The sequence below is a fragment of the Amycolatopsis sp. NPDC051071 genome, assembly GCF_040682875.1.
Taxonomy (GTDB): Bacteria; Actinomycetota; Actinomycetes; order Mycobacteriales; family Pseudonocardiaceae; genus Amycolatopsis.
Window position 1 is genome coordinate 23,155 of the sequence record NZ_JBFBBY010000044.1, and the last position, 17,936, is coordinate 41,090.

General features: G+C 68.9%; 14 protein-coding genes. 5 read left to right on the forward strand and 9 right to left on the reverse strand.

What is annotated here, in order from left to right; genetic code table 11:
- Positions 1 to 19: 19 nt before the first annotated feature.
- A complete protein-coding gene (locus tag AB0M65_RS16895) occupies positions 20 to 415 on the forward strand; it encodes a DUF3224 domain-containing protein (protein WP_364028106.1) in 396 nt (131 codons plus the stop codon).
- 8 nt (positions 416 to 423) lie between these two features.
- A complete protein-coding gene (locus AB0M65_RS16900; protein WP_364028108.1) occupies positions 424 to 1,542 on the forward strand; it encodes a crosslink repair DNA glycosylase YcaQ family protein in 1,119 nt (372 codons plus the stop codon).
- Positions 1,543 to 1,770: 228 nt separating this feature from the next.
- Here AB0M65_RS16900 and AB0M65_RS16905 read toward each other — a convergent pair whose 3' ends face one another.
- The 6 genes from AB0M65_RS16905 to AB0M65_RS16930 are packed head-to-tail and all read right to left on the reverse strand — an operon-like array spanning position 1,771 to position 10,612.
- A complete protein-coding gene (locus AB0M65_RS16905; RefSeq protein WP_364028110.1) occupies positions 1,771 to 2,874 on the reverse strand; it encodes a uroporphyrinogen-III synthase in 1,104 nt (367 codons plus the stop codon).
- Positions 2,871 to 3,218, reverse strand: coding sequence for a nitrite reductase small subunit NirD (gene nirD / locus AB0M65_RS16910; RefSeq protein WP_364028112.1), 348 nt, complete (start codon positions 3,216 to 3,218; stop codon positions 2,871 to 2,873). Before nirD ends, AB0M65_RS16905 begins: the two co-directional genes overlap by 4 nt.
- Positions 3,215 to 5,719, reverse strand: coding sequence for a nitrite reductase large subunit NirB (gene nirB / locus AB0M65_RS16915; protein WP_364028114.1), 2,505 nt, complete (start codon positions 5,717 to 5,719; stop codon positions 3,215 to 3,217). The genes nirD and nirB overlap by 4 nt, the downstream gene beginning before the upstream one ends.
- Positions 5,719 to 7,089, reverse strand: a complete 1,371-nt coding sequence (locus AB0M65_RS16920) for a nitrate/nitrite transporter (protein ID WP_364028116.1) — start codon at positions 7,087 to 7,089, stop codon at positions 5,719 to 5,721. The genes nirB and AB0M65_RS16920 overlap by 1 nt, the downstream gene beginning before the upstream one ends.
- A 29-nt stretch (positions 7,090 to 7,118) precedes the next feature.
- A complete protein-coding gene (locus AB0M65_RS16925; protein ID WP_364028118.1) occupies positions 7,119 to 8,546 on the reverse strand; it encodes an FAD-dependent oxidoreductase in 1,428 nt (475 codons plus the stop codon).
- Positions 8,543 to 10,612 (reverse strand): molybdopterin oxidoreductase family protein, encoded by a 2,070-nt coding sequence (locus AB0M65_RS16930; RefSeq protein WP_364028120.1) that lies wholly within the window; start codon positions 10,610 to 10,612, stop codon positions 8,543 to 8,545. The genes AB0M65_RS16925 and AB0M65_RS16930 overlap by 4 nt, the downstream gene beginning before the upstream one ends.
- 179 nt (positions 10,613 to 10,791) lie before the next feature.
- Here AB0M65_RS16930 and AB0M65_RS16935 point away from each other — a divergent pair, with 179 nt between their 5' ends.
- From AB0M65_RS16935 to AB0M65_RS16945, 3 genes are read left to right on the forward strand one after another with little or no spacing between them, the layout of a single operon-like run.
- A complete protein-coding gene (locus AB0M65_RS16935; RefSeq protein ID WP_364028121.1) occupies positions 10,792 to 11,316 on the forward strand; it encodes a PadR family transcriptional regulator in 525 nt (174 codons plus the stop codon).
- Positions 11,317 to 11,332: 16 nt separating this feature from the next.
- Entirely contained in the window at positions 11,333 to 12,013 is a 681-nt protein-coding gene (locus AB0M65_RS16940) for an ABC transporter ATP-binding protein (RefSeq protein ID WP_364028123.1), read from the forward strand.
- Entirely contained in the window at positions 12,010 to 14,262 is a 2,253-nt protein-coding gene (locus AB0M65_RS16945) for an FtsX-like permease family protein (protein WP_364028125.1), read from the forward strand. The genes AB0M65_RS16940 and AB0M65_RS16945 overlap by 4 nt, the downstream gene beginning before the upstream one ends.
- A 213-nt stretch (positions 14,263 to 14,475) precedes the next feature.
- Here the strand turns inward: AB0M65_RS16945 and AB0M65_RS16950 are convergent, their stop codons facing one another.
- The 3 genes from AB0M65_RS16950 to AB0M65_RS16960 all read right to left on the reverse strand — a co-directional run bounded on the left by AB0M65_RS16950 (position 14,476) and on the right by AB0M65_RS16960 (position 17,881).
- Positions 14,476 to 15,273 carry a TIGR02569 family protein gene (locus tag AB0M65_RS16950; protein WP_364028127.1) on the reverse strand — a complete coding sequence of 266 codons (798 nt, stop codon included), beginning with the start codon at positions 15,271 to 15,273 and terminating at the stop codon, positions 14,476 to 14,478.
- Positions 15,274 to 15,410: 137 nt separating this feature from the next.
- A complete protein-coding gene (gene moeZ, locus AB0M65_RS16955; protein WP_364028129.1) occupies positions 15,411 to 16,589 on the reverse strand; it encodes an adenylyltransferase/sulfurtransferase MoeZ in 1,179 nt (392 codons plus the stop codon).
- A gap of 119 nt (positions 16,590 to 16,708) precedes the next feature.
- Positions 16,709 to 17,881, reverse strand: a complete 1,173-nt coding sequence (locus tag AB0M65_RS16960) for a DUF3152 domain-containing protein (RefSeq protein WP_364028131.1) — start codon at positions 17,879 to 17,881, stop codon at positions 16,709 to 16,711.
- Positions 17,882 to 17,936 lie beyond the last annotated feature (55 nt).

The window sequence follows — 17,936 nt, forward strand, 5'->3', positions numbered from 1 at the left end:
CACTGACAGGGTGACTTCCATGAACACCTTCGCCATGAAGAACTGGGACGAAAGCATCGTCAGCGGCACCGACGGCGGCCCACGCGTCGCCTACGCCCATGCCACGCTCGCCTACAGCGGGCTGATCGACGGCGAGTCGATCGTGGACTATCTGCTGTACTACGCGGGTGAGGGCTACGACGGCAACGGCACGACGGCCCCGGGGCTCGAACGCATCGAGGGCAGTGTGGACGGACGCAAGGGAAGCTTCGTGATCAAGCACGACACCGGGTTCGACGCGAAAGGCATCTCGTCGGCGTTCACTGTCGTCGAAGGCTCCGGAACGGGTGAACTCGCCGGGATCACCGGGTCCGGCACCACCACGGGCGCCCTCGGCGAGCCGACGATGTCCTACACGCTCGAATACGCCCTCTAGGAGGACGGGTGCTTGAGGTCGATCGCGAGCAGGTGCTGGCGTACCGGATCGCGGCCCACGGACTGCACCGCGAGGAGACGGACGCGACCGCGGCGGCCGTATTCGACCTCGGCCTGCAGGATTCCGTTCGCGACACCGCGCTGCTGGGGCTCGCCGCCCGTGTCGACGGCGAGATCCGGCCCGCCGTCTGGGACGACCCGCGCTTCGTGCTCGCCTGGACGCACCGCGGCGCACCGCACTTCCACCGCCGCGTGGAACTGGACGCGATCAGGGCCGCTCTCGTACCACTCGACGAGAAGGACGCGATGGCCCGGATCCTCTGGCAGCGCAAGCAGGTCGAGGACGCCGGAATGTCCGCCATGGACGCCCTGTTCACCGCCGCGAACGCGATCCGCAAGGTCGTCACGGGCGTGCAGACCAAGGGCACGGCGAGCGGCGCGGTCACGAAACTGATCCCCGACGGCCTCTCGTACGCCTGTCGCGGCTGCGGTGTCGTGCACATCTACGAACAGTTGATGCGGGTCGCGTCGATCCACGCCGGTGTCCGGCTGGAGCCGGGCGCGAAGCCGGCGACGTTGGCGCCCTTGGAGAAGCGGGGTGCCGTGAAATCCTCGCCGGACGTCAAGGCCGCCACCCGCGTGATCGAGGGCTATCTGCGGATCAACGGTCCGGCCGCGCCCGGCGACGCGGCCACCTACGTCGGGACGACGCGCACCGGCGTCGACGCGATGTGGCCGGGGAACCTCGTGGAAGTCCGTGTCGACGGCAAGAAGGCGTTCCTGCCGGAGGATCGGATGTCGTTGCTGGAGAACCCACCGGAGCCGGACGTGGTCCGGTTGCTGCCGCCGCTGGATCCGTTCGTCCAGGCACGGGACCGGTCCGTGCTGGTGCCGGACAAGGCACGGCAGAAGGAAGTGTGGAAGATCCTCGGCAATCCCGGTGTCCTGCTGGCCGACGGCGAGATCGCCGGGGTCTGGCGGGCCAAGGCGAGCGGGAAGAAGCGGCTGGACTTCACCGTCGCCTCCTTCGACGCCGTCCGCCCGGCCGTGCGGAAGGCGGCCGAGGAGGAGTCCGCCCGCGTCGCCGCGGCACGGGAGTTCCCCGATCACCGCGTTTCCTGGAACTGACGGCGGCACGATCCGCAATTAGTCCTCTGGTTGCGGTGTGGCCCCGCCTGCCTACGTCATCCGCACACGTGCTTGAACCCGTCACACGCGAGTTACGCCTTCAAGCACGCGAGTTCCGTCTTCAAGCACGCGTGTGACGGGTTCAGGCACGCGAGGTCCGCCATCTAGTTGCACGTGCAAGGACCGCAACTAGAGGACTAATTGCGGGGGGAGGACGCAACGCGGGGGTCACGGGTCCACGGCCAGGCGGTACCCGCGTTTCACCACCGTCTGGACGAGTTTCGGGGCGCCCAGGGAGCTGCGGAGGCGCCCGATGGCCGTCTCGACGGCGTGTGCTTCGCCGCCGCCGGGCAGCGCCGAGATCAGCTCCCGCCGGGAGACCACCCGGCCCGGCGACTCCGCGAGCGCCTTCAGCATGGCCATCGGCGCGGGTGCGACGTCGCACCACTGCCCGTCGACCAACGCGGCCTGACCACGGAGTTCGATACTCCGCCCACCCGCGGTCAGCCGGGGCGAGCGGGCTTCGAGCGCGTCCGACACCGTCCGCGCCAGCGCCCCGATCCGCGACCGCGCGGGCTGCACGGTCGGGACGCCGAGCGCCGCGAGCGGCCCGGCCGTGATCGGCCCGACGCACGCCACCACGACCCGCTTTTCCAGCGCCTGAACGATTCCCGGCAGCCGCCCGGTCCGCTTGGCCATCGCCAGCATCGACGCGACGGCCGGCGCGCTGGTGAACGGCAGCGCGTCCACCGCGCCGTCGAGTACGGCGTCCAGCAGCCTGTCCAGCGGTCCCGGATCGGCGGGTCGGACCCAGCGGTAAACCGGGACCTCGATCACCTCGGCACCGGCGGCGCGCAGACTGTCCACAAAGTACGGAAGTGGTTCGCCATGCAGCTGGACCGCGATCCGCTGACCGTCCACACCGGACTCCAGCAGATGCCGCAGCACCTCGGCGTTGCTCTCCGACGCGGGCGAGTAGTCCTCCGAGAGCCCGACAGCGCGGATGGCGCCTTTGGCCTTCGGGCCACGCGTGTGCAGCGACGACTTTCCCAGCCTGTCGAGCAGCTCCTCCCCCAGCCCCCAGCCTTCCGCGGCCTCGATCCAGCCGCGGAAGCCGATTCCGGTCGTCGCGACGACGGCGTCCACGCGCTCTTCCAGCAGCCGCGTGGTCGCCGCCCGGAGTTCGGTGTCGTCGGCGAGTGGCACGATCCGGATCGCCGGGCCGTAACGCACGGTCGCCCCCTTGCGCACGAACAGCGCGCCGAGCTCGTCCGCTCGTCGCGCCGCCGTGATTCCGATGACGAATCCCGCTAAGGGAGGCACTTCTGTCACGGGGAAGCTTCCACCTCCACCACGCCACCGGTGACCCGCACCCGGTACGCCTCGACCGAGACGCCCTCGGCGTCGAGACATTCGCCGGTCCGCAGGTCGAACCGTTCCTTGTACACCGGTGAGGCCACCACGGGCACCCCACCGGCGTCGCCGACGATCCCGCGCGACAGCACCGCCGCCCCGCTGACCGGGTCCAGATTGGACAGTGCGTACCACCGGCCGCCGGGGAGCCGGAAGATCGCCACCTGCCCGCCGTCGTCAAGCAGGGCGGCGACGCCGGACCACTCGGGGACCGCACCCGCCACGCAGATCGCGGTCCAGGTGCGCTCGATCGACGTCGTCATCGCTTCACCTCCGGAATGCCCAGCAGTACGGGCACCTTCTGCTCGCGTTCGGTCCGGAACGAGATCGTCGGGTCCGGCGTGCCCGGCGCGTTGACAAACGATGTGAACTTCGCCAGCTTCTCCGGATCCTCCAGCACACCACGCCACTCGTCCGCGTAATCCCCGACGTGCTTGGCCATCGCCGCGTCGAGGTCCTCGCAGATCCCGAGTTTGTCATCGACGATCACCGCGCGCAGGTGGCCGAGCCCGCCGTCCATCTCCTCGACCCACGGCGCGGTACGCTGCAACCGGTCGGCCGTGCGGACGTAGAACATCAGGAACCGGTCGATCGTGCGGATCAGCGTCTCGGTGTCCACTTCGGACACCAGCAGGTCCGCGTGCCGCGGCGTCGCACCGCCGTTGCCGCCGACGTAAAGGTTCCAGCCCTTGTCCGTGGCGATGATGCCGAAGTCCTTGCTGCGTGCCTCGGCACATTCCCGCGCACAGCCCGAAACCGCGGACTTCAGTTTATGCGGTGAGCGCAGGCCCCGGTAACGCAGTTCGAGTTCGATGGCGAGCCCGACACTGTCCTGCACGCCGTACCGGCACCACGTCGAGCCGACACACGATTTCACCGTGCGCAAAGACTTCCCGTACGCGTGGCCCGATTCGAACCCGGCGTCGACGAGGCGCCGCCAGATCAGCGGGAGCTGATCCACGGTGGCGCCGAACAAGTCGATCCGCTGTCCGCCGGTGATCTTGGTGTACAGCCCGAAATCCATCGCCACCTGTGCGATCACCATCAGCTTCTCCGGCGTGATCTCGCCGCCGGGGATCCGCGGCACCACCGAGTAGGTCCCGTTGCGCTGAAGGTTCGCGAGGAACTTGTCGTTGGTGTCCTGCAGGGTCGCCTGCTCACCTGCCAGGATATGTCCGTTGCCGAGCGTCGCGAGGATCGAGGCGATCGCGGGTTTGCAGAGGGCGCAACCGGTTCCGGTGCCATACCGGTCGATCATCTCACTGAACGTGCTGATCCGCGTGGCTTGCAGGATCTGGAACAACTCCGCGCGCGACTGCGGGAAGTGCTCGCACAGCGCCTTGGACTGCTCCACCCCGCAAGCCGTCAGCAGCTTGCCCAGCAGCGGAACGCATGATCCGCACGCGGTCCCGGCGCGGGTGCGGCCCTTGATCTTCGCGACCGAATCACAGCCCTCTTCGGTGATCGCGTGCGTGATGGCTCCCTTGGAAACCGCGTTGCACGAACAAATCTGCGCGGCGTCGGGAAGTGCGTCGACACCGACCGCCGCCCCACCGCCCGCCGGAGCGAGGATCGCACCGGGCTCGGCAGGCAACGGCCGCCCGACCATCGCACGCAACGTGTTGAACTCACTCGCGTCGCCGACCAGCACGCCGCCGAGTAACGTCTTCGAGTCGTCCGAGATCACGAGTTTCTTGTAGGTCCCGGCGACGGCGTCGTTGAACGCGACCTCCAGCGCGCCCTCGGTCGCCGCGTGCGCGTCGCCGAAACTGGCGACGTCGACCCCCATGAGCTTCAGCTTTGTCGACATGTCGGGTTCGGGGAACGTGCCCTCGCCACCGGTCAACCGCGCCGCGACGACCTCCGCCATCGCATACCCCGGCGCGACGATGCCGTACACCTTTCCCGCGACGGCAGCGCATTCGCCGATCGCGTACACCGCCGGATCGGACGTCCGGCAGGATTTGTCGACCAGGATGCCGCCCCGTGCGCCGACTTCCAGCCCGGACGAGCGGGCGAGGTCGTCACGCGGCCGGATCCCGGCGGAGAACACGACCAGGTCGACGTCGAGTTCGGTACCGTTTCCGAGCCGGGCGAGGTAACGCTCGCCGTCCGGCTCGATGGCGTCGGTCGACGTTCCCGTGTGGACGGTCACGTCGAGTTCGGTGATCAGCCGCCGCAGCAGCCCACCGCCACCCTCGTCGACCTGCAGTGGCATCAGACGCGGCGCCATTTCGACGACATGCGGTGAGAGTCCCATATCCCGCAACGCTTTCGCGGCTTCGAGGCCGAGAAGTCCGCCGCCGATGACGACCGCCGAACGCCGACCGCGCCCGGGTCGCTGAGCGGCTTCCCGGATGGCATCGAGATCCTCGATCGTCCGGTAGACGAAGCAGCCCGGGAGATCGTGACCGGGCACCGGCGGGACGAACGGCCGCGAACCAGTCGCGAGGACGAGCGCGTCGTACGGCTGCTCGTGGCCGGACTCGGTGACGACGATCTTCCGCGAGCGGTCCACCGAAGCCACCGCGTCACCGAGCCGCAGTTCGACCTGCGAGTCCCCGGCGTAGTCCGCGCCGTCCAAAGAAAGCGATTCCGGATCCCAGGTGTCTACATAGGACGTCAGCGCGACACGGTCGTAGGCCGGCCGAGTCTCCTCGGCGAGGACCACCACCTGCCATTCGCCGGACTTGTCCTCCGCACGCACCGCTTCGACGAGCCGGTGCGCGACCATCCCGTGTCCCGCGACGACGAGTTTCCGCATCAGACCTCCACCCCGGCGAGCGCCAGACCTCGGGTGCTCGCCACCTCCGTCTGCTGTTTGCGCAGGTACACCGCCCACGTGACGGTGAAGCACAACCCGTAGAAGACCAGGAAGGCGACGAACGCCGGCACCCCGCTCTTGGTGTCCGCGAACGACTGCCGGAAGGCGAGGTTGATGAACAGCCCGCCGAGTGCGCCGATCGCCCCGGCCAGCCCGATCAGCGCGCCGGAAAGCTTGCGTGCCTTCAACATTTCCAGTGTCTCGTCGGCACCTTCGCTGATCGCGACCTTCGCCTTGGCGCGAAAGATCGCGGGGATCATCTTGTACGTCGAACCGTTGCCGACCCCGGTCAGGACGAACAACACGATGAACGCGACGGTGAACAACGCCAGCGAGTTCGACGTCGAAGCGAGGATCAGCACCACCGTGGCCGCGGCCATCCCGACGAACGTCGCGAAGGTGACCTTGCCGCCGCCGATCCGGTCGGACAGCCAGCCACCCGCCGGACGGGAGAACGAACCGAGCAGCGGCCCGAGGAACGTCACGGCGGCCGCCTGCAGCGGGGTGCGGCCGAACTGGTTCTGCAGCACCAGCCCGAAGGCGAAGCTGTACCCGATGAACGAGCCGAACGTGCCGACGTAGAGGAACGACATCACCCACGTGTGTGGATCCTTGACGACCTCACGCATCGCCTTGGTGTCGCCCTTCATCGAGGCGAGGTTGTCCATGAAGAAGTACGCGCAGGTCGCGGCCAGCACAATCAGCGGGAGGTAGATCGCCAGCACCAGCCGGGGCGCGGCCGCGCCGACGGTGCCGATGACCAGCAGCCCGATCAGCTGGATCGCCGCCACGCCGAGGTTTCCGCCACCCGCGTTGAGCCCGAGCGCCCAGCCCTTGTGCTTCTCCGGGTAGAAGGCGTTGATGTTGGTCATCGACGACGCGAAGTTCCCGCCTCCGACCCCGCCGAGTGCGGCGATCAGCAGGAACGTGCCGAGCGGAGTACCCGGCTGCATCGCGATCGCCGCCAGGACGGTCGGCACCAGCAGCAGCAAAGCGCTGACGATCGTCCAGTTCCGGCCGCCGAACCTCGCTACGGCGAAGGTGTACAACGGCCGCATGAGCGCGCCGATCAACGTCGGTGTGGAGACCAGCAGGAACTTGTCGGCGGGTGAGAATCCATACTGCGGCCCCATGAACAGGACCATCACCGACCACAGTGTCCAGACGGAGAAGCCGATGTGCTCGGCCAGGACGGAAAACCAGAGGTTGCGGCGGGCGATTTTCTTCCCGGTCTCCTCCCAGAACCGCTCGTTCTCCGGATCCCAGTGCTCGATCCAGCGCTTGCCGCTTTGACTGGGCCTGGGCGACATGAGGTCCTCCTCGGTGGATGCGTTCGGGTTCATTGCGCGGCCAGCCACTTCGCGACCCCGCCGACGGCGTCCTCGCAGCCGCCGCAGCCGGTCGTCGCCCGGGTCGCCCCGGCGAGGGCGGGGACGTCGGTGGCGCCGCCGCGCCAGGCGTCGACCAGCCGCCCCTTGGTCACCGCGTTGCAGCGGCAGATGACCGCCGACGCCGGCAGGTCGGCCGGGCTCGACGCCGACGGCGCCCCGGCAGGCAGTGCGCGGCCGAGCAGGACGGCGAGCCGGTCTTCTGGCACCGGTGTGCGCCGGTCGTAAAGCTGGGTGATCGTCGCGGCGGCGTCAGGCAGGCCGAGCAGGATCGCGCCTGTCACCAGGTTTTCGCGGAGGACGAGCTTGCCGTAGCGGCAGCCCGCCGGGTCGCTGAAGGTGAGCACCTCGGCGTCCGGGTCGCCGGCACCGGTCATCGTCTCACCGAGTGCGGTGAGGTCGATGCCGCGGGCTTTGAGCCGGGTCACCGGTCGCGTACCGCGATACCGGGACGACGCCTTGGTCCCGGTGACGAGGTCGGCGACGACCGCGGCTTGCTCCCACGCGGGCTGCACCAGTCCGCCGAACGCACCGGGATGCCTGGCGCAGTCACCGATCGCGTGAATGCGGCCGTCGCTGGTGCGCAGCAGATCGTCGACGACGATGCCGCCCTCGACGGTCAGCCCGGCGTCCACGGCCAGTTTCGTCTCGGGCCGCACGCCGGTCGAGACGACGATAAGGTCGGCGGGGATATGCGTGCCGTCGTCGAGTTTGAGCCCGTCACCGCTGACATAGCGGGCGGCGCCGACGCCGAGCCGGAAGCCGACGCCGAGTTCTTCGAGCTTCCTGGTCAGCACCCGCGCGGCTTCCGCGTCCAGCTGTCGTTCCATGATGTACGGCATCGGATGTACGACGGTGACGAGATTTCCCCGTCCGGCAAGGCCTCGCGCGGCTTCGAGGCCGAGCAGGCCACCGCCGAGGACGGCGACCGGCGCGCCCAGTCTGGCGGCGTCGAGGATGCGGGCGCAGTCGTCGAGAGTGCGGAACGCGACGACGTCCGGGCCGGTTTCGAGGCCTTCGACGGGTGGCATCCACGGGTTGGCGCCGGTGGCGAGCACAAGTACGTCGTAGTCCACAGTGGACCCGTCGTCGAGGTGGATCCGTCGCGTGGCGCGGTCGATCGACGTCGCGGCGACCCCTCGGCGCAGGTCCGCGCTGGTGCGGGACGGCCAGTCGTCGTCGTGGAGCCGGACGGCTTCGGGCCGCATGGTCCCGGCGACCACCGACGAGAGCAGCACCCGGTTGTAGGCGGTGTGCTCCTCGGCGCCGACGACGGTGAGCCGGACGCGCTCGCCGCCCGGGTCACGCCGCTGGATCTCGTCCGCGAGCCGCGCGCCCGCCATCCCGTAACCGGCGATGACCACCGACCGGGGGCTCATGCGACGACCTCGGCCGGGGTGAGCGCGACCGCGCACACCTTGAACTCGGGCATCCGGCTGGTCGGGTCGAGTGCCGGGTTGGTCAGCAGGTTCGCGCGGCCCTCGCCGGGAAAGTGGAAGGGCAGGAACACCAGATCCGGGCGCAGCGACGGCACGTACCGGACCCGCGCGAGGGTCTTCCCGCGCCGCGACCGCACGACAGCGAGGTCACCCTCGGCCAGGCCCGCGTGCGCGGCGGTGTCCGGATGAACTTCCACGAAAGCCTCCCCCACGACGTCGTTCAGCTCCTTGACCAGCCGGGTCTGCGCACCGGACTGGTAGTGCTGCAGGACCCGGCCCGTGGTGGCCTGCAAGGGGAATTCGGCGTCGGGGAGTTCGGCCGGGCCGACGTGGTCCACCGGCACGAACCGCGCGCGGCCGTCCGGATGCGCGAAGGCGTCGAGAAACATCCGAGGCGTACCGGGATGCGTCTCCGCCGGGACCGGCCAGTACAGGGCCTCACCGGCGCGCAGCCTGTCGTAAGTGATGCCGGAGTAGTCGGCGACGCCGCCTTTGGACGCCTGGCGCAGTTCGGTGAAGACGGTCTCGGCGTCATCCGGGAACCGGCCGTCGGGCTGGCCGAGCCGCCGGGCCAGTTCCGAGAGCACGTACAGATCGGTCTTCGCCCCGGACGGCGGGTCGATCGCCTTGCGGCGCAGGAGGATCCGGCCTTCCAGGTTGGTCATCGTGCCGTCTTCCTCCGCCCACTGCGTGACCGGCAGAACGACGTCGGCCAGCGCCGCGGTCTCCGAAAGGACGAGATCCGAGACGACCAGGAAGTCCAAAGAGGACACTTTGCGCTGAATGTTCCCGGCACCCGGCGCGGAGACGACGGGGTTGCTGCCGAACACCATGAGCGCACTCGGCCCGTCGTCCGTGCCGAGTGCCTGCAACAGTTCGACGGCCGAACGGCCGGGCCCCGGCAGGGATTCCGGTGGCACACCCCAGACTCCGGCGACGTACTCGCGGGCGGCGGAGTCGTCGATCTTGCGATAGCCGGGAAGCTGGTCTGCCTTCTGTCCGTGTTCGCGTCCGCCTTGGCCGTTTCCCTGTCCGGTCAGGCAACCGAACCCGGAGCCCTCGCGTCCGGGAAGACCGAGCGCGAGTGCGAGATTGATCCAGGAGTTCACCATCGCGGTGCCGTTGGCGTGCTGCTCGGTGCCACGCGCGGTCAGGATGTAGGCGTTGCGGGCAGCGGCGAGCTTCGCGGCGGCCCGGCGCTGGTCGGCCGCCGAAACCCCGGTGACCTGCTCGGCGCGCTCCGGCCACCAGGCCGCGACCGTGCGCCACAGCTCGCCGAAGCCGTTCGTGCGCTTGTCCACATAGGACTCATCGAGCAGGCCGTCGGCGACGACGGCGTGCAGGATCCCCAGCGCGAGAGCGAGATCGGTCCCCGGCGCGGGTGCGAGATGCAGCCCGGCGAGTTCGGCGGTCGGCGTCCGGCGCGGATCGACGACGATCAGGTCCGCACCCCGCAAATGCTGTATGAACGGCGGCATCGTCTCGGCCGGGTTCGCGCCGATCAGGAGGACTGCGTCTGCGTCGGCGAGATCCGTCACGGGGAACGGCATCCCGCGGTCGGCGCCGAAGGCCTTGATCCCGGCGGCTGCCGCCGAGGACATACAAAAGCGGCCGTTGTAGTCGATCTGTGCGGTACCCAGCGCGACCCGCGCGAACTTTCCCAGCAGATAAGCCTTTTCGTTGGTCAGCCCACCGCCGCCGAAGACGGCGACCGAGTCGGCTCCACTGGCCACCCGGATTTCGGTGAGCCGCCGCGCGACAAGATCGAGTGCCTGTTCCCAGGTCGCGGGACGGAGTTCGCCGTCGACACGGATGAGCGGCGTCGTCAGCCGGGACGGCGAGGTGAGGAGTTCTCCCGACGTCCACCCCTTCTGACACAGGCCACCGGCGTTGACCGGGAAGTCGCGCGGGGTGACGCGGGTGCCGTCGAGGCTCATCCCGCACTGCAGGGCGCAGTATGGGCAGTGCGTGTCCACCGCGGTTCGGGCGGGGGCGGCGAGCGGCACGGGAGCACCTCCAGGCGTCGATTGCGCTTGAAGGTAGGTAGGCCGTGTTACCTGAGAACTCCTGAATGTTTCAGGCGTTTGACATTGCCTGCCTTCGACGCGGGTCACACCGTGAGGTCACGGGAGCTATGAACCGTGTGTATAGACGATGCGTATACACACTGTGTATAGTCGCCGCCATGTCCATCGGGAACACCCTGCTCGGCCTGCTCGAAGGCGGCCCCAAGCACGGTTACGACCTCAAACAGCTCTACGACAGGCAGTTCCGCCAAGACCGGCCACTGCACTACGGGCAGGTCTATTCGACGCTGAACCGGCTACTGAAGAACGGTCTCGTCGAGGAGAACGGCGTCGAAGCGGGTGGCGGACCGGACCGGAAGCGGTACGCGATCACCGACAGCGGCGTCACCAACGTCGAGGAATGGCTGAAAAGCCCGGAAAACCCCTCGGTGTACCTGCAGAACACGCTGTACACCAAGGTCGTCCTCGCCCTGCTTTCCGGCCGCGGCGCACAGGATCTCCTCGACGCCCAGCGCGGTTCTCACCTGCGTGCCATGCGCGAGCTGACCGCCCGCAAGACCACCGGCGACCTCGCCGACCAGCTCATCTGCGATCACGCGTTGTTCCACCTCGAAGCAGATCTGCGCTGGCTGGAGCTCACGGCCGCCCGCCTCGACGAACTCGCGCGCCAACTGACTCGCTGAACCTGGGGACCACAAAGTGGAAACACCGTTGTTACAAGGGCTCGGCCTGCACAAGGCCTTCGGCCCGAACCAGGCGCTGGCCGGTGCCGGGCTTGAGATCGGCGCCGGCGAGATCGTCGCGGTCATGGGCCCGTCGGGGTCCGGGAAGTCGACGCTTCTGCACTGCCTGTCGGGCATCGTCCGCCCCGAGAAGGGTCAGGTGCTGTTCCGCGGGCGCGCCCTGCCGTCGATGTCCGACAGCGAACGCAGTGCCTTGCGGCGTACCGAATTCGGCTTTGTCTTCCAGTTCGGGCAGCTCGTCCCCGAGCTGACCTGCCTGGAGAACGTCGCGCTGCCGTTGCGGCTCGGCGGGATGAAACGCCGTCCGGCGGAACGGCTCGCCGCGACCTGGCTCGACAGGCTGCAGGTCGCCGACGTCGCGGGCAGCACACCCGGCCGCGTCTCCGGCGGGCAGAGCCAGCGGGTCGCCATGGCCAGGGCGCTGATCACCGAACCGTCGGTGATCTTCGCGGACGAACCGACCGGCGCGCTGGACTCGCTCAGCGGCGAGGGGATGATGCGGCTCCTTTCGGAGACCGCGAAGCAGACCAACGCCGCCGTCGTCCTGGTCACGCACGAACCCCGCGTGGCCGCGTACTCCGACCGCGAGGTCGTCGTGCGCGACGGCCGGACGCGTGAACCGGCGGTGACCCGATGAGCAGCTGGGAAGATCTGACGCTGGGATTCCGGCTGGCCGTCGGGGGCGGCCGGGGTACCGCGGTCCGGCTGGTGCTGGCCACCATCGGGATCGGGCTGGCGGTCGCGGTCCTGCTGCTCGGCGCGTCGGCGGGCAACGCCAACGAAAGCAGGCAGCAGCGGGAGAACGCCTCCCTGGTGAACTTCGACGCCGCGCGCGGTGGCGACCCGTTGCTGTACACGGAGCGGACGGCCGAGTTCCGCGGCGAACCGATCCGGCTCGAATACGTGCACGCGATCGGGCCGAACTCGCCGGTGCCGCCGGGGCTGGACCGCGTGCCGTCACCGGGCGAAGTCGTCGTCTCGCCTCGCCTGAACGAACTCCTCGCCTCGGACGCCGGCGAACTCCTGCGGCCCCGCCTCGCCGGTACGCGGGTCGGGATCGTCAAAACCGAGGCACTGCAGAACCCCCGGGATTTGAGCGCCTACATCGGTGTCGACGCGTCGTTGGCCGGCTACCCGATCTACGGTTTCGGCCACCCGGGACCGGACCGTCCGCTCGCTCCGACCGTGCTCCTGGTACTGCTGATCGGGATCGTCGCCCTGCTCACGCCGGTGTTCATCTTCATCGGCACGACCTCGCGGATCGGCGGCGCCAACCGCGACCGGCGGCTCGCCGCGCTCCGGCTGGCGGGGGCGTCGTCCTGGCAGGTCCGCCGGGTGGCCGCGGGCGAGACCCTGGTGAGCGCGGCGACCGGGCTGCTCGCCGGCGCCGGGCTGTTCCTGCTGTTCCGCAGCCAGGTCGCGAACCTGCAAGTGTTCCGCTTCGGCCTGTTCCCGAGCGACCTGACCCCGTCATGGCCGCTGGTGGTGCTGATCGCGCTCGTCGTCCCGGCGCTGACCGTGGTGACCACGCTGGTCGCGCAACGCCACACGATCATCGAACCGCTCGGCGTGGTCCGCGAGGCCTCCCCGGTCCGGCGGCGGCTGTGGTGGCGGCTGCTGCTAGTCGTCGCGGGCATCGCCCTGCTGATGCCGGGCTACCCGTCCGGCAGCGATCTCGCCAGGAAAATGCTGATGGCGGGGGCCTTGCTCCTGCTGATCGGCATTCCGGCGATGCTCCCCTGGCTACTGGAACGCGTGGTCGCCCGGATCCGTGGTGGCCCACCGGCCTTCCAGCTCGCCATCCGGCGGCTGCAGAGCGACAGCGGAACGCCTTCACGTGTCGTCGCGGGTCTCTGCGTCGTCATCGCGGGAGCGATCGCCCTGCAGTCCCTGCTGGCCGGGCAGGCCGCTTTCTACTCCTGGCTCCCGACGTCGCGCCAGCAGTTTTCGTCCGATCTGATCCAATTCACCGCCGTGGGCGGCAAGGCCGCCGAGGGCGCGGTGCCCGCCGTGCGAGCCGTTCCCGGCGCCGAAGACGTCCGCTCCATCCGCACCCTGCTCGTCAGCGACTCGGGTGTTTACCTGGGCATCGCCGACTGCGCCACGATCACGGCCGTCACCGCGGCGACGTCGTGCGCCGACGGGGATGTCTTCTCCTTCAAGGAAGAACGAGCCCTGTCGCTCCATAAAGGACAGACGGTGACCCTGCTCGACGACGGGAAGCGGGAGCAGCGCTGGACTTACCCCGTGGATCCGCGTCCCGTCGAATTCACGCGCGGGGAAGTCGCCTACTACGCCGGTGCGCAAGTGCTGGCGACCCCCGGCGCGTTGGCAGGCATCGATCTCTCCGAAGCCAGTGCCGCCGGGACCGTGCGGCCGTCGGCGACGGATCCGGACTTCGTGGAACGGGTGCGCAACGCGGTCGCGCCGTTCGGCTGGCGCACCCAGGTGAACACCGTCGACGGGAAGAAGCTGACGGACGAGGCCCGGATGTTCAGCGACGTCCGGGACATCCTCTTCACCGGCGCGCTGTTCATCCTGCTGCTGGCGGGGGTGAGTCTCCTGGTGCTCGCACAGGAACAGGTGCGCGAACGGCGACGGGCCATCGGCGCGCTGTCCGCGGCGGGCGTTCCCGTGCGGGTCGTGATGCGGTCCCTGATCTGGCAGAACGGGATCCCGCTGCTGCTCGGCGTCGGGACCGCGATCGTGACCGGGATCGGCATCGCCGCGATGGCGACCCGCCTGCTGTCCATCTCGCTGGTCATCGACTGGGCGGCGGTGGGCGTGCTCGCCGTCTCCTCGGCCGTGGTGGTGCTGCTGGTGACCGCGTCCACGCTGCCGACCGTACGCTCGGCCGCGCGAGCGGAGAACCTGCGCACCGAGTGAGCCGCGGATCTCGCGTGCTCAGACCCCGCACTCACGTGTGCGAGGTCTGAGCACGCGAGTTCCCCCTTCAAGCACGCGAGATCCCCCTTCAAGCACGCGAGTTCCGCCTTCAAGCACGCGAGTCGCGCCTCCAAGCACGCGAGTCGCGCCTTCAAGCACGCGAGTCGCGCCTTCAAGCACGCGAGTTCCGTCCCTGAGCACACCTTCAGGTACTTACAAGACGGCGCTGACGTCGCGGGCGGCGGCGCGGAGTCCGTCGTGGGCCGCTCGCGTCGACCTCGGGTCGAGGGCGTTGGCTGCCAGGCGGAAGAGAACAGCCCGCAGGAGAAGCTGAGGCCACTGCGGGAGATGCGCCCAGCGTTCGAGGAGATCGATGGTGGCGCCGCCCCAGGCCAGCGCGTCGACCGCGACGATCGCGGCGCCCCATTCACCTGGCCGGTAGTACGGCACGAAATCGACGATGCCGGGTGCCTCGTCGCCGTCGAACAGCACACCGGCGAGAAGCTCACCGTGGACGACCTGATCCGGCAGTTTGACCGGTCTTCGTGAGCCCGCCAGTACCTCGAACCAGCGGCCGCCCTTGTTCTCGTCGAGGGACATGTCCGCTTCGCCCCAGGCGAGTTTGTCGGCCAGTGCCTCGATGTCCGTGCGGCGCCCCAGAAAATCCGGCCGCGGCAGACCCGCCGTCGCGCGGTGCAGTTTGACCGCCGCGTGCACGACGTCGTCGTAACGATGCTCGGGCGTACCGGACACGAACCGGTTCGCCGACCAGCCGCCGACCACCCACCGGCCGTCACTGGACCGGATCGGCTTCGCGACCCGCAGACCGGGCTCGTCGACGGCCTCCAGCGCCCTGGCCGTCCACAGGGTCCGCGACTTGTCCACGACCGGCTTCAGCACGAGATCGCCGTAACGCCAGGCGGTGGTGCCGGGCAACGGCTCCACGTCACCGGTCCGTCCGCCGAACGCCGCGGAGACGTGTTCCGGAGGGCTTTCCAGGGTGGCACGCACGGGTCGGGACGTTACCCCGTCTTCGCCGTCACGAACGAGAAGACGCGCTGGTGACAGCAAGGGACCTTTGCTATCGCCCGGCGGGGGCGATAGCAAAGGTCCCTTGCTACTTTCCGCAGGTCAGCGCGGAGAAACCATCAGTAGGTCGGCAGACTCTGGTCGACCTGCCGCGCCCACGCCAGGACACCGCCACCGAGGTGGGTCGCGTCCTTGAAGCCTGCCTTGTGGAGGGCGGCGAGAGCCTCGGCCGAGCGGGCACCCGACTTGCAGTGCAGCACGATCGGCTTGTCCTGCGGCAGTTCCGACAGCGCCTCGCCCGAGAGGATCTTGTCCTTCGGGATCAGCGTCGCGCCCTTGATGTTCACGATCTCGTACTCGTGCGGCTCGCGGACGTCGATGAGGGCGAAGTTGTCGCCGTTGTCGAACTTGGCCTTGAGCTCCGCCGGAGTGATCGTGTGCCCTGTCGCGGCCGAAGCCGCTTCGTCGGACACGACACCGCAGAACGCTTCGTAGTCGATGAGCTCGGTGATCTGCGGGGTCTCCGGGTCCTTCCGGATCTTGACCTCGCGGTACTTCATCTCGAGCGCGTCGTAGGTGACGAGCCTGCCGAGCAGCGGCTCACCGATGCCGGTGATCAGCTTGATCGCCTCGTTGACCATGATCGAGCCGATCGACGCGCACAGCACACCCAGCACGCCGCCCTCGGCGCACGACGGGACCATGCCGGGCGGCGGCGGCTCGGGGTAGAGGTCGCGGTAGTTGAGGCCCTTGCCGTTCGGCGCGTTCTCCCAGAACACACTCGCCTGGCCCTCGAACCGGTAGATCGAGCCCCACACGTAGGGCTTGCCGGTGAGCACGGCGGCGTCGTTGACCAGGTAGCGCGTGGCGAAGTTGTCGGTGCCGTCGAGGATCAGGTCGTACTGCTCGAACAGCTCGAGCGCGTTCGACGACTCCAGCCGATCGGTGTGCAGGTGCACCTTGACGAACGGGTTGATCTCGGCGATCGACTCCTGCGCCGACGCGGCCTTGAGCTTGCCGATATCGGACTGGCCGTGAATGACCTGGCGGTGCAGATTCGATTCGTCGACCTCGTCGAAGTCGACGATGCCGAGCGTGCCGACACCGGCCGCGGCCAGGTACAGCAGCGCCGGGCTGCCGAGGCCGCCGGCACCGATGACCAGCACCTTGGCGTTCTTCAGCCGCTTCTGCCCGGTCATCCCGACGTCCGGGATGATCAGGTGACGGCTGTACCGGGCCACCTCTTCCTTGGTGAGCTCGGCGGCCGGCTCTACGAGCGGCGGCAGAGTGCCTGACATCGGGTCCTCCATCTCGCGTGGATCGCGGGTCGCATCCCAGTATCCACAACGCCCCCAGGCCGAAGGGTCTTCCCTACGTCCATATTTTGGGACCGTCCACCAGGTGGGACGAGGAGCTGCTAGGGGGTGGGATTCGGCCAGGAACCCGGTTTGCAGACCTTGCCGTCGGCAGGCACCTTGCCGCGGTCACCGCCCGGCAGGTCGTTCAGTTGCGCGACGAAGTTGTTGGAGACGCCGAAGGTCTGCTGCATCATGACCGGCGCGATCCCGCCGTCGGTCGGGCAGCCGACGTGCTTCCCGCCCAGCGCGTGGCCGACTTCGTGGTTGATCGCGTACTGGCGATATCCGGCCATGTCGGCCTGGAACGCCATCGCCCCGCGCACCCAGCGGGCGAGATTGATCACCACGCGCTTGTCGAAGCTCGAGCGGTAGCACGAGGTTTCGTAAGTGATCTGGAACATGCAGACATCCGCGCGGTGCGTCGTGTTCGGTGTGGTGAGGCTCACGCGGAAACTGGGATTCGGGAAGCTCGCGTCGACGCGCTGCAGCGCCTTCTTCCCGTCCCACGTCCAGCCCTGGGGACTGGCCAGGGTTTCCATCACCGTGTTGGCGAAGCCGTCGTCCCCCGCGTAGCTGGCCGAATCGATGCCGTCCTCGACCTCGACCGTGTAGGTGTACAGCTGGCCTGTGCCCACCTTCGGGCTCGTACCCGGTACGACGTGATAGGTGCCCTTACCGGACTCGGTGAAGGCACCGCCCTTGGGCAGGTCGGCGGTCGGGATCTTGAGATCGACCGGTTTGGCCGGATTCTCCGGGAGGGTCTCGCCGCTGCCGTCGACGCCGCCGCCGGTCTCCCCGCCGTCACCACCGGAACTGTCGGACGAGGCAAGGGACTGCCCGTCGGAGGCGATCGGCTCGGCCGGGCCGGTGGCGGTGTTGAACACGACCAGGGCGGTGATCACCACCAGGATCGGCAACGCGTACACCCGCCAGCCGTAGGCCTTCGCGAACCGGCCGACACCGCTGCCGCCCTTGCTTTTGGCGGATTTGGGCCGGGTGCCGCCGGGCTCGTGCGGCTTCCAGGACGCGCTGAGCGGCTGGGCGCTGGTCCGGCGGGAGCCGGGACGGTAGCGATCCTCGTCGAGCCGCTGCGACGGCGGCGGGCTCGGCCGGTACTGGCCGGTGCGCGGTGCGTCGGTGGTCCGGGGCTGCGGACGCGCCGAACGACGGGCGGAAGCGGAGTACTGAGACCGCCGTCCTTCGCCCTGCGCGCCTTGCTTCACCCGATCCACGGGCACCAGGGTGCCATAACCGAACTGTGATGTTGTGAGTGACCGGCGCATCGCG

Coding starts and splice junctions, on each gene's coding strand:
- AB0M65_RS16895 (WP_364028106.1), top strand. CDS start 20: ATGAACACCTTCGCCATGAAGAACTGGGACGAAAGCATCGTCAGCGGC.
- nirD (WP_364028112.1), bottom strand. CDS start 3,218: ATGACGACGTCGATCGAGCGCACCTGGACCGCGATCTGCGTGGCGGGT.
- nirB (WP_364028114.1), bottom strand. CDS start 5,719: ATGCGGAAACTCGTCGTCGCGGGACACGGGATGGTCGCGCACCGGCTC.
- AB0M65_RS16920 (WP_364028116.1), bottom strand. CDS start 7,089: ATGTCGCCCAGGCCCAGTCAAAGCGGCAAGCGCTGGATCGAGCACTGG.
- AB0M65_RS16925 (WP_364028118.1), bottom strand. CDS start 8,546: ATGAGCCCCCGGTCGGTGGTCATCGCCGGTTACGGGATGGCGGGCGCG.
- AB0M65_RS16935 (WP_364028121.1), top strand. CDS start 10,792: ATGTCCATCGGGAACACCCTGCTCGGCCTGCTCGAAGGCGGCCCCAAG.
- AB0M65_RS16945 (WP_364028125.1), top strand. CDS start 12,010: ATGAGCAGCTGGGAAGATCTGACGCTGGGATTCCGGCTGGCCGTCGGG.
- moeZ (WP_364028129.1), bottom strand. CDS start 16,589: ATGTCAGGCACTCTGCCGCCGCTCGTAGAGCCGGCCGCCGAGCTCACC.